This is a genomic window from Leifsonia xyli subsp. cynodontis DSM 46306 (assembly GCF_000470775.1).
In the GTDB taxonomy this organism is placed as follows: Bacteria; Actinomycetota; Actinomycetes; order Actinomycetales; family Microbacteriaceae; genus Leifsonia; species Leifsonia cynodontis.
The window spans coordinates 2,351,087-2,365,289 of record NC_022438.1 but is presented as its reverse complement, the minus strand read 5'-3'; the positions used below and the strand labels follow the sequence as shown (position 1 = coordinate 2,365,289).

The 14,203-nt window shown below is 67.0% G+C and carries 24 protein-coding genes; 21 read left to right on the top strand and 3 right to left on the bottom strand.

Features of this window, described 5'->3' with window-relative positions; all coding sequences use genetic code 11:
- The first annotated feature begins 48 nt into the window (after nt 1–48).
- Nucleotides 49–357, top strand: coding sequence for a hypothetical protein (locus tag O159_RS11405; protein WP_144267686.1), 309 nt, complete (start codon nt 49–51; stop codon nt 355–357).
- Here O159_RS11405 and O159_RS14685 read toward each other — a convergent pair.
- Nucleotides 318–644: a hypothetical protein gene (locus O159_RS14685; protein WP_043993747.1), complete on the bottom strand. Its 327-nt coding sequence runs from the start codon at nt 642–644 to the stop codon at nt 318–320. The two genes, O159_RS11405 and O159_RS14685, sit on opposite strands and share 40 nt — an antisense overlap.
- A 26-nt stretch (nt 645–670) precedes the next feature.
- On the opposite strand from O159_RS14685, the gene O159_RS11395 reads away from it, so the two are divergent.
- The 20 genes from O159_RS11395 to O159_RS11305 all read left to right on the top strand — a co-directional run bounded on the left by O159_RS11395 (nt 671) and on the right by O159_RS11305 (nt 12,882).
- Entirely contained in the window at nt 671–964 is a 294-nt protein-coding gene (locus O159_RS11395; RefSeq protein ID WP_169725699.1) for a hypothetical protein, read from the top strand.
- Entirely contained in the window at nt 958–1,269 is a 312-nt protein-coding gene (locus tag O159_RS16900) for an HNH endonuclease (RefSeq protein WP_052323542.1), read from the top strand. Before O159_RS11395 ends, O159_RS16900 begins: the two co-directional genes overlap by 7 nt.
- Nucleotides 1,270–1,422: 153 nt before the next feature.
- Entirely contained in the window at nt 1,423–1,689 is a 267-nt protein-coding gene (locus tag O159_RS11385; protein ID WP_021755935.1) for a hypothetical protein, read from the top strand.
- A gap of 88 nt (nt 1,690–1,777) precedes the next feature.
- Nucleotides 1,778–3,043 (top strand): hypothetical protein, encoded by a 1,266-nt coding sequence (locus O159_RS11380; RefSeq protein ID WP_144267684.1) that lies wholly within the window; start codon nt 1,778–1,780, stop codon nt 3,041–3,043.
- A gap of 69 nt (nt 3,044–3,112) precedes the next feature.
- Nucleotides 3,113–3,328 (top strand): hypothetical protein, encoded by a 216-nt coding sequence (locus O159_RS11375; RefSeq protein ID WP_021755933.1) that lies wholly within the window; start codon nt 3,113–3,115, stop codon nt 3,326–3,328.
- 38 nt (nt 3,329–3,366) lie between these two features.
- The gene (locus tag O159_RS11370) at nt 3,367–3,924 is read left to right on the top strand and encodes a hypothetical protein (protein WP_236609481.1); all 558 of its coding nucleotides are present in this window, start codon (nt 3,367–3,369) and stop codon (nt 3,922–3,924) included.
- Nucleotides 3,849–4,529: a phage portal protein gene (locus O159_RS13460; protein ID WP_081689886.1), complete on the top strand. Its 681-nt coding sequence runs from the start codon at nt 3,849–3,851 to the stop codon at nt 4,527–4,529. Before O159_RS11370 ends, O159_RS13460 begins: the two co-directional genes overlap by 76 nt.
- On the top strand, nt 4,526–5,290 hold the full coding sequence (locus tag O159_RS13455; protein ID WP_021755930.1) for an HK97 family phage prohead protease: 765 nt from the start codon (nt 4,526–4,528) through the stop codon (nt 5,288–5,290). Before O159_RS13460 ends, O159_RS13455 begins: the two co-directional genes overlap by 4 nt.
- 25 nt (nt 5,291–5,315) lie before the next feature.
- Nucleotides 5,316–5,582: a hypothetical protein gene (locus O159_RS14680; protein WP_144267681.1), complete on the top strand. Its 267-nt coding sequence runs from the start codon at nt 5,316–5,318 to the stop codon at nt 5,580–5,582.
- 43 nt (nt 5,583–5,625) lie between these two features.
- Nucleotides 5,626–6,102: a hypothetical protein gene (locus O159_RS11355; RefSeq protein ID WP_021755929.1), complete on the top strand. Its 477-nt coding sequence runs from the start codon at nt 5,626–5,628 to the stop codon at nt 6,100–6,102.
- 4 nt (nt 6,103–6,106) lie between these two features.
- Nucleotides 6,107–6,442 carry a hypothetical protein gene (locus tag O159_RS11350; protein WP_021755928.1) on the top strand — a complete coding sequence of 112 codons (336 nt, stop codon included), beginning with the start codon at nt 6,107–6,109 and terminating at the stop codon, nt 6,440–6,442.
- Nucleotides 6,439–6,798: a hypothetical protein gene (locus O159_RS11345; protein WP_021755927.1), complete on the top strand. Its 360-nt coding sequence runs from the start codon at nt 6,439–6,441 to the stop codon at nt 6,796–6,798. Before O159_RS11350 ends, O159_RS11345 begins: the two co-directional genes overlap by 4 nt.
- Nucleotides 6,799–6,816: 18 nt before the next feature.
- Nucleotides 6,817–7,239, top strand: coding sequence for a hypothetical protein (locus O159_RS11340; protein ID WP_021755926.1), 423 nt, complete (start codon nt 6,817–6,819; stop codon nt 7,237–7,239).
- 5 nt (nt 7,240–7,244) lie between these two features.
- On the top strand, nt 7,245–7,625 hold the full coding sequence (locus O159_RS11335; RefSeq protein ID WP_043994303.1) for a hypothetical protein: 381 nt from the start codon (nt 7,245–7,247) through the stop codon (nt 7,623–7,625).
- 13 nt (nt 7,626–7,638) lie between these two features.
- Nucleotides 7,639–7,989, top strand: coding sequence for a hypothetical protein (locus O159_RS11330; RefSeq protein WP_144267679.1), 351 nt, complete (start codon nt 7,639–7,641; stop codon nt 7,987–7,989).
- Between the two features lie 697 nt (nt 7,990–8,686).
- Nucleotides 8,687–9,529 (top strand): hypothetical protein, encoded by an 843-nt coding sequence (locus O159_RS11325; RefSeq protein WP_043993743.1) that lies wholly within the window; start codon nt 8,687–8,689, stop codon nt 9,527–9,529.
- A 17-nt stretch (nt 9,530–9,546) separates the two neighbouring features.
- On the top strand, nt 9,547–11,697 hold the full coding sequence (locus O159_RS11320; RefSeq protein WP_021755921.1) for a hypothetical protein: 2,151 nt from the start codon (nt 9,547–9,549) through the stop codon (nt 11,695–11,697).
- Entirely contained in the window at nt 11,694–12,407 is a 714-nt protein-coding gene (locus tag O159_RS14675; protein ID WP_021755920.1) for an NlpC/P60 family protein, read from the top strand. Before O159_RS11320 ends, O159_RS14675 begins: the two co-directional genes overlap by 4 nt.
- Entirely contained in the window at nt 12,400–12,630 is a 231-nt protein-coding gene (locus tag O159_RS11310; protein WP_021755919.1) for a hypothetical protein, read from the top strand. Before O159_RS14675 ends, O159_RS11310 begins: the two co-directional genes overlap by 8 nt.
- Before the next feature lie 24 nt (nt 12,631–12,654).
- Complete coding sequence (locus O159_RS11305; protein ID WP_021755918.1) at nt 12,655–12,882, top strand: phage holin; 228 nt, start codon at nt 12,655–12,657, stop codon at nt 12,880–12,882.
- Here O159_RS11305 and O159_RS11300 read toward each other — a convergent pair.
- Entirely contained in the window at nt 12,847–13,662 is an 816-nt protein-coding gene (locus tag O159_RS11300) for a tyrosine-type recombinase/integrase (protein WP_043993740.1), read from the bottom strand. The genes O159_RS11305 and O159_RS11300 overlap by 36 nt on opposite strands.
- A gap of 32 nt (nt 13,663–13,694) precedes the next feature.
- Nucleotides 13,695–13,895: a hypothetical protein gene (locus tag O159_RS11295; protein ID WP_169725698.1), complete on the bottom strand. Its 201-nt coding sequence runs from the start codon at nt 13,893–13,895 to the stop codon at nt 13,695–13,697.
- Between the last annotated feature and the right edge of the window lie 308 nt (nt 13,896–14,203).

Here is a 14,203-nt window from a genome sequence, read left to right as displayed (position 1 = left end):
AAGAGTTGGCCTGGATGGCCGCAGACCTTGGAAGGAAAACCAATCGTGATGAGTATGTTCAGCAGGTCTTCGACCTCGGCTGAGGCGGACCGCCGGGTGGTGGTGGCGTCGTTGCGGCACACCGCCCGCGGTTTGGACGCGGCTGCGGACCGTGCTTCCACGATTGTGGCGGAGGATCAGCGGCGGCGTGCCGCGGCGCAGGTCCGGTTCGTGGCCGTGTTGGTGGCCACGGGCGGGCATGACGGGATGGCGGGTCCCTGGCTGGTCGCGGGCCGACGGCTGCTCGTCGGGTATGACCGGGTGGATATGGACGCGATCTACGCGGACCGGTTGGCGCGGCGGGAGGTGCGGCGGTGATCGCGGCGTGTTTGGAGCGTGTCCCCGATCTGGAGACGCCGGGGTGGCTGCTGCTGCTGTTCGTGGTCCTGGCCTGGGGTGGTTACGGTCTGTTGCTGGGTGAGCGGCGGCGTGCCCGTGCCGGGCGGGTGCGCGCGGTTCTCGTGGGCGTGTTGGCGCAGAGCCGACAGCACGGCGGTGCGGATGATCGCGAACTGGATCAGGATGCCGAGCACGGTGATCAGACCGGCCGCGGCCAGGACGAGGGTGAGGGTAAGGGCAAGCCGGGTGGCGTCGATGGTGGGCACGGCCCCAGGGTATCGGGTGGTGTGTGGTGACCTCGCCGGTGTTCGGGTTCGCCGTGTCGCGGTGGCGTGGCCTGCGTGAGGAGTTCGAGGTGGTGCGGCAGGCGGCGTATGTGGTGGCGGAGGAGGAGACGCGGGGTGCGATGTTGAACGCTTGGGGGAGGCGGTTGGGTATCGACCCCTACAGTTTGTTCCTTGGTCCTGCCGCTCGGGCGTATGCGTATGCGTCGGCGGAGCTCGTCGAGCATTGGCGCACCCATCCGCGGCCGGTGTTCCAGGTGTTCGAGGCCGCCCGTTTCGACCCGGATGGTGGTGTGTGGTGAGTGGGCTGGGTCGTGGTCCGGGTGTGGTGGCGGAGCCGGGGGTTTCGCAGCCGGGGTGGGGTGGGCGTCGTGCGCAGCAGTTCGTGGCGTTGACGCTTGCCACGTATGGGGACACGTGTTGGTTGTGTGGTCTCCCGGGTGCGGATACGGCCGATCACGTGGTGCCCCGCTCGAAGGGGGGTGCCGTGTACGACGTGTTGAATCTTGCCCCGGCGCACAGGCGGTGTAACGAGGCGCGGGGGAATCGTGCGGTGACGGGGGAGGAGATCGTTGAGGACGGGCGGGATTTTTTTACTGTCGAGTAGCCGGGACATCCCGCGCAGCGTGTCCGTATCCCCCCGAAACGTCCTGAAAAAAAGTGATCCGAGAGGAATGAGAGCGATGAGTGGTGATGCGGTTGAATCCGTGACGCTCCCGGGTTTCGAAGCTTTCGTCCCGGCCGTGGGGGTCTGGAGGCGATGGTGGTGGCGCAGATTGATGAGTTGACCCGGTTGGGGTATGTGCAGGCGCATCATGCGGGTGTGTGTGAGCTGGCGAGGGTCACGGCCCGTGACCTGGATTCCTCGACCGGGCGGGGTGCCCCGAGCGGGCGGGCGAACCTGCTACGGGTGATGAACGAGGTGTTGGCGTCGCTGCCGCAACCGGAAGCCACCCGCCGTGACGCACTGGACGAGGTTGTCGCCGCCCTGTTGCAGGACGATGCGGCTGACGGTGTTCGCTCCTGAACCCCGGTTCCTGACCCCGCTCGATCCGGCCGCGGCCACGGAGGGTCATCAGATCGGAAAGCTTGCCGCGGCGTTGGGGAAACCGTTGATGCCGTGGCAGCGCATCGTGGCGAGGGGGGCGACGGAGAAGAATCCGGACGGGTCGTACAAGTACAAGATCGTGTTGGTCACGGTGCCGCGCCAGTCGAGGAAGACCACGCTGGTGGGGCCGGTGCAGTTGCATCGGATCATGACCCGCCCGGGGGTCAAAGCGTTTTTCACCGCGCAGACCGGGAAAGACGCCCGCGCCCGCTTCACCGACCTCGGCGAGCTGGTGGGGGCCTCACCGTTGGCGTCTTTGTTCAAGATTCGGCGGGCGCAGGGCACCGAGTCGATCACCGTCGCCAACGGGTCGGGTGTGCATTTGTTCGCCCCCTCCCCGTCCGCGATCCACGGCGAGACACCGCACCTGGTGACGTTGGACGAGATTTGGAAGCACGATGCGGTCCGTGGTGGGGAGCTGATGGGCGCTATCGGCCCCGCACAGTCCACCCTGGACGGGGTATCGCAAATCTGGATGATCAGAACCCAGGGCACGGCACAGTCCGGGTTCATGAACGAGTACGTGGAACGCGGACGCTCCGGAGACCCGAACATGTTCTACGCCGAGTGGGCGATGCCCGACGGTGCGGACCCCTACGAACCGAAAACATGGTGGGTGTTCCATCCGGCGTTGGGGAACACGATCACCCAGGCCGCGTTGGAGAAAGAAGCAGCAAACCAGCCGCGCGGGGAGTGGATGCGCGCCTACATGAACCGGCTCACCGAAACCATCGACCCGCTCGTGCCTGCTGCGGACTTCGCCGCCTTGACCGCCGACCCCATCCAGGTTCCCTCCCGCCGTGCTCTGGCCATCGCCTACGCGGTTTCTCCCGGGAACGAGCTGGCGACGGTGTGCGCCACCTGGCGCGACATCGACGGGGCCCCGTGTACTCGCATCCTGCACACCGCCGGCGGGACCACATGGGTGGTGCCGTTCCTGCTCGACCTGTGCGCCCACTGGCAGCCCGCGCATCTGGCCGCGGACGACGGTGGGCCGACCCGGGCGATCACCGACGAGCTGGAGCGCGCCTACGAGTCCGGCGCCCTGTACGTGAAACCGTCCACCACCGGGCCCAAAGACTTCGCGACCGCGTGCGAGGCGTGGCTGGGGTATGTGACCGAAGCCCGCACCCTCAAACACGACGGCTCCCGCACCCTGACCACCGGTCTCGCGAATCTGGTCATGCGCCAGTCGGGGGATGTTCGAGTGTTCTCCCGCTCCCGCTCCACCGGAGCGATCATCGGCCCGGAAGCCTCCGCGGTCGGGTTATGAGCCTACGACCACGGCGACCCCATCCCCGCCGAACCGATCTTCCGATTCGTCTAAAGAAGGACACCCCCCATGCCCCGAAAAACCACCGACTACACCTGGTGCGACGAGTCCGCGAGCCTGATCGTCGTGCGCTGCCACGCATGCCCCTACTGGCACGGTTTCGCCATGGACCGCGGCGAATTCCACGACGTCGCCGTCCGCCACGAACACACCATCCACCCCGGCGTCACGAACGCGGAATGCGCTCGCGAGCAGTACCGGCGCAGGCAGCGGAAACGCCGCTGATTCGCCCCGTGTAGGGGGTCGCATTGAGGGTGGTGGGTATGGGAATTCTCAGTCCGTTTCGGGTGGTGGCCGGTCTTCGGCAGTCGTCCCTGATGGCACCGGCGGCCTCGCCGTGGCGGGATGACGATGTTCTCACCCGCCTCACCCTGGGTGAGCTGTTCGGGACCGAGACGATGCCGGTCGGACGCAGGGAGGCGATGTCGGTGCCGGTCATCGCCCGCGCCCGGAACCTGATCTGCCAGCAGATCGCCCGGTTCCCGTTGCAGGTGACGAAAACCGGAATCCCGATCCCGGGGCAACCGGGCTGGGTTTCCCAGATCGAGGCCGGACGGCCCCGCCCGATCACACTGGCATGGATCGTCGATGCGTTGCTGTTCCACGGGCGGGCGTTCCTGGAGATCACCGAACGGTATGCTACCGGTTACCCGTCCCGGTTCGCGTGGGTGCCCGAGTGGCAGGCCCGCACCGATGGGGCGGGGACCCTGCTGGCGGTGGATTCCAGGCGGGTGAAGCCTGGTGAGTGGATTCGCGTCGATGCCCCCACGAGGGCATCCTGCACACTGCGGCGCAGGACATTCGGGACGCGATTGCGTTGAAGCGGGCCACGACGCGCGCCTACCGCAACCCGGTGCCCTCGATCCATTTGCACCAAACCGGTGGACCCCCGATGCCGCAGGAGCAGATCGACGCCCTGATCGCCCGGTGGGTCGCCGCCCGCACGGGCGAGAACGGTGGTGTCGGTTTCACCAACGCCACCGTGAACGCGACCACGATGGGGCAGGCCCCGGAGCAGTTGATGATCGCCGCGCACACCCAGTCCGCCCTGGACGTGGCGCGCGCCTGCAACCTGCCCGCCTGGGCGGTGGACGTGTCCGTGGAAGGCAACGGCATGAACTACACCACCGTGCCCGCCCGATCCCGCGAACTCCTGGACTACACCCTGCAACCCTACGTGGACGCGATCACCTCCCGCCTCACCCTGCCGGACGTGCTCCCGCAGGGACAGGAATGCACGGCGGTCACCGCAGCCCTGATCGCCGGTGACTTCAACGCGCGCATGCAGGGCTACCAGTCCGCCATAGCCGCGGGAATCTACACCCCCGACGAGTGCCGCCTCATCGAGGCCGGACAGAGTGTTCCGCTGCGCGGCGACACCCCGCAGGAGAACCCCGACACGCCGAAGGAAGACCCCACCCCATGACCAATCCACCCCACCCGAGTCAGTCCCACACCCCTGAACCTCTTCAGGCGTCCCTCACCGTGACGGTGACCGCTTCCTCGCCCGCCGCCCGCACCATCACCGGCCGGATCGTCTCCTACGGTGAGACCGGTCACGCCTCCACCGGGCCGACCCAGTTCGCCGCGGGGTCCCTTGCCGTGCCCACCGACCTGTCCGCGGTGAAACTGCTGATCCAACACGACACATACGCTGCCGCGGTCGGCTACATGACCGACTTCCAGGACGGCGTCGACCATGCCGACGCGACGTTCACCGTGCATCCCGGTCATGACGGTGACACCGCTCTCGTCCAGGCGAAGAACGGTTCCCGGGACGGCCTGTCGGTCGGGGCGATGATCACCGACTACGCCTACGCCGCCGACGGGGACACCCTCCTGGTGTCCGCCGCCACCCTCCGAGAGGTCTCCCTCGTCACCCTGCCCGCCTACCCGGACGCCCGCGTGACCACCGTCACCGCCGCCCAAACCCCCACCCAGGAGAACAACATGAACCCCACACCAGCCGTCCCACAAACCGTCCCACAGGCCGCCACCCCGGCCCAGCCCGCCCCGCGCGAACGGGAGAACACCCCCTACCGCCGCCCCGACCGCGCAGGCGGTGCAGGCGGCGCAGGTTGTGCCTTCGACCGGTGGGGACCTGTCCCTGGCTCGGGTGTCGGCGGCGTTCGCGGACGGGTACCGGCGGGGCACGCCCCCGCAGCTGTTGACGGCGGCGTTGAATGACGTTCTTCCCGCCAATGATGCTGGGATGGCGACGATCACCCGCCCGCAGTGGGTGGACGAGTTGTGGCAGGCGTCCCGTGCGGTGCGCCCGTTCTTCGACAAGGGTTCCCCGCAACCGTTGTCCTCGCTGAAGGTGCAGGGGTGGAAGATCGATCTGGGGACCCTGCCGACTATTGACCGCGTACGCGGGAGCCCCGGCGGCGATCCCCTCCTCCTCGATCAAGACGGTGCCGGTGTCCGCGGACGCGGTACGCCGTGCGGGCGGGTGGGACTTCGACCGGGCGTTCATTGATTTGGGTGACGGGGCGTTCATCACCCAAACCCTCGCCTAAGCGATGGACGACTACAAACGCAAAACCGAGGCGTGGCTCGTGAGTGAGCTGTTGACCGCGGCGACCACCGTCGCGCCCGGTGCCACGTTCGCGCAGACCCTCGCCGGTCTCGGCGTCGCCGCCGTCACCTTGGGGGCGCGGCTGGACATCATCAGCATGGCCACCGATCAGTGGTTGGCGTTCGCGGCGTTGAAGGAATCGGAGGTGCCGTGGTGGCTTCGCTCGCAGGGCGAACTGCAGCTGGGGACCACCAACGGCACCGCCGGGGGTTTGTCCTTCGAGTGCGACCCGGAGCTTCCGTCCGGGACGATCCTGGCGGCGGACTCCCGCGCCTACACCCCGTACGAGAAGGGGCCGATCCAGGTGGAGGCGTTGAACATCCCGAACGGTGGCATCGATCTGGGCGTGTTCTCCTACATCGCCGCCATCGTGAACGACCCGCGCGCCGTCCTCAAAGTCGTGAACACGGCGGGCAAGTAGCGGCATGGTCGTCGGCGAGAAGCGCGGCGTGGCCGCTGCACAGCTTTCCGCCTGGTCGAAAGTGCCCGCGGACGACCAGAATATGAGCCTGGTCGTGGGTGCCGTCAACGCGTATGTCGGCGGCCTGCCGGTGGTGGCGGGCGTGCCGGAGGACACGGCGTGGCCGGCTTCGGTCACTCTCGGCGCTCTGATGCTGGGCGCGCGTCTGTTGCGTAGGCGCAACAGTCCGAACGGTGTGGAGGCGCTCACCAGTGATGTGATCTCCTACACGGCCCGGTACGACTCCGATATCGCCCGCATGTTGGGTTTGGACGGTTTCGAGTCACCGGCGGTCGGATGAGCGCCCTGGCCACCCTCGGCACCGACCTGACCGCCCTGGCCGAAAAGTGGAGTGCGGCGGGGGTGGCGTGCGTGATCGACCCGCGGGACATGGTGCCGCCGTGCGTGTGGTTGATCCCGGACACTCTCACCTTCGACCGGCTGGGCGGCAGTGGGGTGACCGCGACCGTCAACGCGATTGCCGTCACCCCGGACACCGGCACCTCCCGCATCGTTTTGGACGACCTCGGCGCGCTGTTGGACGGCTTGGACGGGCTGGCCGGTATCACCGGCGTCGTCCAGACGGTGACTCTCACCTTGCCGTCCCTGTCCCCGGACCCCCTCCTCGGGCTGCAAACCACCCTTACCCTCACCTGACAGAGAAGGAAACCCGTTATGACCGCCACCGTGCAGAAGACCGGCCCCGGCAAATTCATCATCGGCGACAACGCCGACATCACCGTGTTCGAGACACAGGTGACCTCGATCACCCTGGAACCGGACGTGAAGAGCGAGGACGACATGCTCGTGCTCTCCGGCGACACCGTGGCCGGGGCGGACACGGAAACGTGGACGGTGAAGGGGAAACTGAACGCCGACTTGGGTGCGAAAACGTCGGTGCAGGAGTATTGCTTCACCCATGCCGGGCAGGCGAAACCGTTCAAGTTCACCCCGGCCACCGCGTCGGGCCGTCAGTTCGAGGGTGTTCTGAAGATTCGCCCCACCGCCTTCGGTGGGGACGTGGGGTCCACCTCGCAGGTCGATTTCGAGTTTCCCGTGATCGGTCGTCCCACCCTCACCCCGATCACCGGCGGGTGAGCGGCATGGCGAACACACCCGATGCGGGGGCTCTCCAGGTTCAGGGGCTCGCCCGGTTGCGTCGCACGTTGCGGGCCGCAGGGGACGACCTGGCCGATTTCACCCAGGTCAACACTGCTGCCGCCCGCATCGCTGCCACGGCCGTGCGGGGCCGGGTTGCCCGCCGCACGGGCGCTCTGGCGGCGAGCATCCGCTCCTCCGGCACCAAAACGGCGGGGTTCATCCGCGCCGGGTACGCCACCGTCCCCTACGCGAACCCGATCCATTGGGGATGGTTCGCCCGGCATATCAAACCGCACCCGTTCCTGTCGGAGGTTGCCCAGCGTTCGCAACCGGTGTGGTGCCGTTGTATGAACGCTACCTCGACAGTTTGGTTAACAAAGTAGAAGGAATATGACCATGCCCACCGATTCGGCCGAGTTTCCCCGCCTGTCCGTCGCCTACGCCCCACCCGGTGCCCCCGCCGCCACCCTCGTCTGCCGTCCCGGGTATAGCGACGCCGCCCGGTACGAGATCGCCCGAGACCGTGCCGGGTGGCCTGCCCTGGACGATGCGCCCCTGTTCGCGATGGCGTTCATGGCCTGGTCGGCGATCAAACGCGACCCAGCCGCCCCTGGCGTGTTGAAGACGCCGACGGTTGATGCGTTCCTCGACGTGATTCAGAACGTCAGTCCTGCCCTGGACGACCGCGGGGAGGCGGTGACCTCGCGGGTGGACCCTACCCTGCCGGGTCCACCGCCCGGCTTCTGACCGAGATCGCCGTGGCCACCGGCACCGACCCGGCCCGGTGGTTGACCGAAACCGACGACCGGCTCATCCAAACCGTGCTGACGATCCTCACCGACCGCGGCCGAAACCGACCGCGGCCGAACCTGAAAAGGGGTGAGAGTGTGAGTAAGACTGCGATCCTGTCCGTGCGGATCATCTCCGACGCGAAAGACGCCCAGAAAGGCTTCCAGGCTGCCTCGCGCGCCGCGGACGGTTTCAGAAAAGGTCTCGGACAAGGCGTCCCTCATCGCTGGTGTTGCCGGTGCGGGGCTACTGGCCCTCGGCAAGGACGCCGCCGATGCCGCCTCCGATATGCAACAGTCCGCGGGTGCGGTGTCCACCGTGTTCAAACAGCAAGCATCCGATATTCAGAAGTGGGCGGCGTCGGCGTGGAAGACGGTGGGCCTGTCCCAGAACCAAGCCCAACAATCCGCGGCGATCCTGGGTGCGCAACTGAAAAACCTGGGTATACCCATCTCCCAGCTGGAACCCAAAACGAAAGACTTGATCAAATTAGGTGCCGACCTCTCGGCCACCTACGGTGGCACCGCCGCGGATGCTGTCGAGGCGCTCAGCGCCCTGCTGGGCGAGAGAGAGACCGACCCTATCGAGAAGTACGGGCGTCTCGATCAAACAGTCCGATATCAACGCCCGTCTCGCCGCGGATGGTGCGTCCGGGTTGACCGGGGCGGCGGGCAAGCAGGCGCAGGCCATGGCGATCCTGGAACTGCTCACCCAGCAAACCGGGGACGCCACCGGCCAGTTCGCCCGTGAAGCGAACACTGCTGAAGGGGCCGCCCAGCGAAGCGCCGCACAGTGGCAGAACGTGTCCGCCCAGCTTGGCACCGTGCTCCTGCCGGTGGTGACGTGGGTTTCCCAGGCGTTGACCGATCTCGCCGGGTGGGTGTCGAAGAACACCGGTGTCGCCACCGTCCTCGCCGCCGGTGTCAGCGTCCTCGCCGGCGGGATCCTCGTCTTGAACGGTGCGATCCGCGCCTGGCGGACCATTGCGGAGATCGCCACGGCGGTGCAGTGGGCGTTCAACGCCGCCATGACCGCCAACCCCATCGGTTTGGTCATTACCGCCATCGGCTTGATCATCGCGATCATCATCGTGCTGGTCACCCATTGGAAAGAGGTGTCGAAGGTCGCATCCGACGTGTGGGACGGCATCGTGGGCGGGATCAAAACGTTCATCGGCTGGATCAAGACCGCCATCGACTGGCTTTCTCGCCTCTTCGGCGCGCAACAGAAAACCACCTCCGGCGGCAAACATGCCACCGCCTCCGCCACCGCCTCCAGCTACGGGGGTGTCCCGGCCGTCTTCGTTGCCGGGTACACCGGTTTCATCTCCCCGTTCACCGCCTCTGCTCTCCCGTCCGCGACGGTCGTGAACCAGAACGTCACGATCACGGTCACCGGTGTGGTCACCGACCCGGAGGGCACCGCACGGCAGATCAGGAAACTTCTCGACGACAGCGCCGCCATCGGTGGGCGCACCCCCGCCGGAGGCAGGCTATGACGGCCGTAGGCGCTCGGGTGGCCATCGGCGGCGTTCCCGTCCCGGAGGTGTGGGACGGCGGGGACATGGTGGCGGTGGACGGTGTGCGCATCCGGTGGGGACGCACCGACGCCTACGAGCAGCCGGAGCCCGGGGTCCTCACCCTGACCCTGATCGATCGGACGGGAGGGTTCATCTCCGACGCGAGGCGGATCGGGCGGCCGGTGACCGTGGCGATCCGGGTGCGGGAGGCAACCCCGGAGCAGGTGGTGTTCCGGGGTGTGATCACCCAACAGGCCGCGAAGCGGCACCGCATCCACAACCCGCTCACCGACACCGACGAGGATGTGTGGGTTGTCACGGTGACCGCCTCCGACACCCTCGCCACCCTCGCCATGGCCGTGCTGCCCGGGGACGCGCTCGACGGGTGGGTCGAGGGCGCGGGCGGCTGGTCCGAGCAAACCCCGGAAAACCGGTTGGGCACCCTGTGGACGCATGGCCTGTCCGCCATCCTCCACTGGATTCAAACCCCACGCCTGTCCGCAGGGACCCCGAAAGCGGTCCCGATCCTCCATGGGCAGGCAGCCGAGGCCGCCCGCAGCGTGCGCGATCTGATCAACCAGGCGTACCAGGCGGAGCCTCTCGCCGTCCCCTCCTACGACCCGGGGGCGAACGAGGTCACCGTCGCCCGTTTCGCTACCGCGTCCCCGCTCGCCCTCACCCTGGAGAGCGGGAGGATCACCCTTCACGCCCCCGACGGGCAGATTGTGCCCGCAGCCCGGGTGCGGGTGAACGACCTCACCGTGGAGTCCACCGTCGCCGATGCCATCGACGTGGTGAACCTCACCTACTGGTGGTACGGGGCCGATCCTGCCCTCACCCCGGGAGAGCAGAAACGCACCCTCTACACGCAAGGGTTCATCCAGGGCCGCACCGATCAGTACGACCCTGCCGGGATGCGGGTCCTGAAAGTTGACACCCAGTTCATGACGTTCGACACCACCGAGTTCGTCCCCGGCTACCGCGACGCCTACAACCGTTTCCCCACCCGCCTCCTGACCGACATCCTCACCATCGTGAACGGTCTCAACGGGAGACTGCGCCCACCCACCCTGACCTTCGACATGAAGCGTCTGCCGTTGCCGGAGGAGACCGAAGCGGTCCTCTACCGGGGCCCGTCGTGCAAAACCTTCCCCTCTACACTTCCCCGGCAGCGCGTTCAACGGCGTGGCGGGCATGGGGCCGCAGTACCAGATCATCGGCGGCACCCTCACCTACACCACCGGGTGGGCCCACGAGGTCACCGTCATCCCCACCCCCATCGAGACGGGCGGATCGCTTGCCCTCGACCGGCTCGTCACCCACCCCACACCGACCCTCGCCGACTACGACCCGACCCTCACCCTCGCCGAACTCGGCCGCGTCACGATCGGACTCGCCCCATGACCGGACACACCCGCCGCTACAACATCCCCTACCCAGACGGGGCCACCAAAGCCTACAAACTCGGCGACGAACTCGCCGCCCTCGCCGTCGGGGTCGAAGCCGCCCTCACCGCCGCCGGGATCCCCGCCGCCACCAACCCACCCATCGTGGTCGCACCCACACTCGACGCTCGCGACGCCCACTTCGGCATCCCGGGAAGCGAGAGCGAACGCCTCACCCTGCAAACCCACGGCGCGCACACCATCCGCACCGACAAGGGATGGACGGAACGCTACTACGCCACCTACGACCCCGACACCAACCCGCAGGGCGCGACCCCGGCCGGATGGTACCCGATCCCCGGCACCGTCCTGGCCTCCGCCACCCAGGGTGACGAGTTCATCCTCCCCACGGGCCAAACCCTCACCGCCGTCCCCGGCCTCACCGCCACCGGCGTCTTCCCCGACACCCCGACCCTCGTCCACGCGAACATGCTCCTGATCAACAAAGACTCCGGAGCGAACCAAGGCGTCACCGTGCAAATAGGGCAGGACGGCATCCCCCTCGCCTCCCGGCGCTACACCGTCGCCCCCTGGGCATCCGGGGCGCTGGCCGCCGTCCCCTTCACCCTCACCGTCCCCGTCACCGGCCGGGCCGGCACCCACGCCTACACCCTCCACGCCACCGCCACCCCCGCCATCGCCATCGCGGAAGCCACCCTCACCATCACCTCCCACATCCCCCGACACGGAAACCCATCATGACCGCCCTCCGAACCCCCACCCAAGCCATCGCCTACGCCCTCGCCCAGCAGCGGTGGCCACACGGCATGTGCCTGGGCTTCGTCTGGTCCTCCTACGCCCCCGACACCACCATCACCTCTGATCTCACCGCCTACGGCTACCCGCCCCCGATCACCCGCGCCATCGACGGGTGGAACGGGTCGCCGCTGAAACATCCCGGCGACCGCAACCCCGACATCGGTGCGCCCGTCTACTACACCGCCGCGCGCTCTGGAGCCACGGCCGGTGACGGGCACGTCGCCCTCTACATCGGGGACGGCATGATCCGCACCACCGATGCAGGCGGCTATGGCATCAACGCCACCGTCCCATTGGACTGGCCCGAACACAACTGGGGACGCCGCTACCTCGGCTGGACCGCAGACATCCTCGGCTGGCCCATCATCACCCCAACCCCACCCATCCCAGGAGAAGAGAACATGCCCTCCGCCGTCATCATCAAGAACAACGACACCATCGACAAATCCCTCTACCTCGTCCCCGACGACGGCGACCTCATCGTCCTCACCAGCATGGACGAGGTCAATGCGCTCATCATGTCCGGAGCCGTCCGTCCCGGTCCGAACGGCCAACCCTTCATCACCGCCCCCGACGGACTTCTCATCCAAATGCGGCAACAAATCGCCGCCCGCAAACGCGAACAGAGAGAGAACGGGCAACAGAATGCCTGACTGGCTCCTCACCCTCACCGTCGCCGCCCTCGCCGCCACCGGCAGCCTCGCCGCAACCAGGTACGGGCGCATCGCCCGACTGGAAAAACGCCTCGCCGAACTCGAAACCCGCGAACGAACCCTCTGGGTCTACACCCGCGACCTCATCGACCACATCTACCGCGGCGAAGGACCCCCACCACCACCACCCCCACCCACCGGATACTACGCAGACAAAAAATAACAACCACGATAGGAAGACATCCCCATGAACAACCTCATCCCCAACCCGGCCACCCGCGCCTGGATCTACCGCATCCTCATCGCCACCGCCGCCACCGCCGTCAGCTACAACCTCATCACCCCCAACCAAAGCAACCTCTGGCTCACCCTCATAGCCGCCATCCTCGGCCTCTCCAACACCCTCGCCCTCACCAACACACCCACCACCGGGAAACACTCAACCAGCAGCAGCGGCGAGGACAGCGGAACGTAAACGCCCATCCGCCACTTGCACGTAGACGCGGGTCGTAGCCGGGGATGCATGCCCCAGAAGATCCTGGGTGACCGCAAGATCAGACCTGGCATACACGTGGGTGGCGAACGAGTGCCGCAACGTGTGCAACGTCCACCCATCCGGCAGAACACCGGTGGCGAGCTTCCCCACCCACCGGGCAGAGAGATGCCCACCCTCGTCCCCGGGGAACGCCCACCCCGGCGGCAGGGTTCGCAGCTCCAACGCCAGGCGCGGTGTCAACGGCACATCCCGTTCCTTGTTTCCCTTGCCGCGGACGCGCAGCGACCAGCCATGCAGGTCCTCGAACAGGTCGCGGGAATGCACCACCGCGATCTCCCCACGCCGCAAACCCGCATCGTGCGCCAAACGCAGAATCAGACGCAAACGCTCATCAGAGCGCAGCAGGGCATCCTCATAAACATGCTCCGGGATCGGTCGCGGCCGCGCCTGACCCGGTTTCACCCTCGGCAACACCACCGCAGGTGACGCCTCGACATGCCCAACCGCGACCGCCCACCCGTAGAACGACCGGAACGTGGACCGCCGTCCCCGCCGCGTCTCCGGCTTCCACACCTGCGCCCCCGCATACGCGACCAAATCAGCCCCAGTAACAGACCACGGCCCGACATCCACGCGCCGGGCCAAGTGCTCCAAATGCTGCCGCCTCGTCGCGCACGTCGTCGGTGGTGCCCCCGCCGCGACCTGTGCCACCAGGTACTCCCGAATCGCCTGCGCCCACACATCAGAAACAATATTCATGAAGATGAATATGGTTCGGTATTAGACTGGGCCTACCAGTCAGGATCCACATCGAGGAGCTCGCCCACCATGTCCTCCACGAACCGGGCAGCCTCCTCCGCGATCCTCATCCTCCACTCGAACGTGAGCGACCCCCGCGCATACTGGTCAAGCCGACCCAGCACGGCCTCCCGCACATCAACCCACAGCCTGTCATCCCGCTCACACGTGACAATCCGCCCGGAAACAGACATGAGGCTCAGCATCCGGCGCCGACCGACCACACAGATTGCACCCCACCCCGCCACTCACCGCGCCACCCCCACGACCCACCACAGCAACGCGAGCAGCACGGGAACCAGCAAAAGACCCGTCAGACTACGGATCAGAAGGTTGGGGGTTCGAATCCCTCGTGGCGCACCGAAATTAACGTTCGACTGTAGCCCCAAGTGTAGCCGTAGACCCATGTTCTGAGCTTGGGGCTTCTTTCATCTAATCAATGCGGGAGCTTCGATTCCCAGTTGTACGGCGAGGGTGAGCAGATCGCTCATCGTCCAATCGT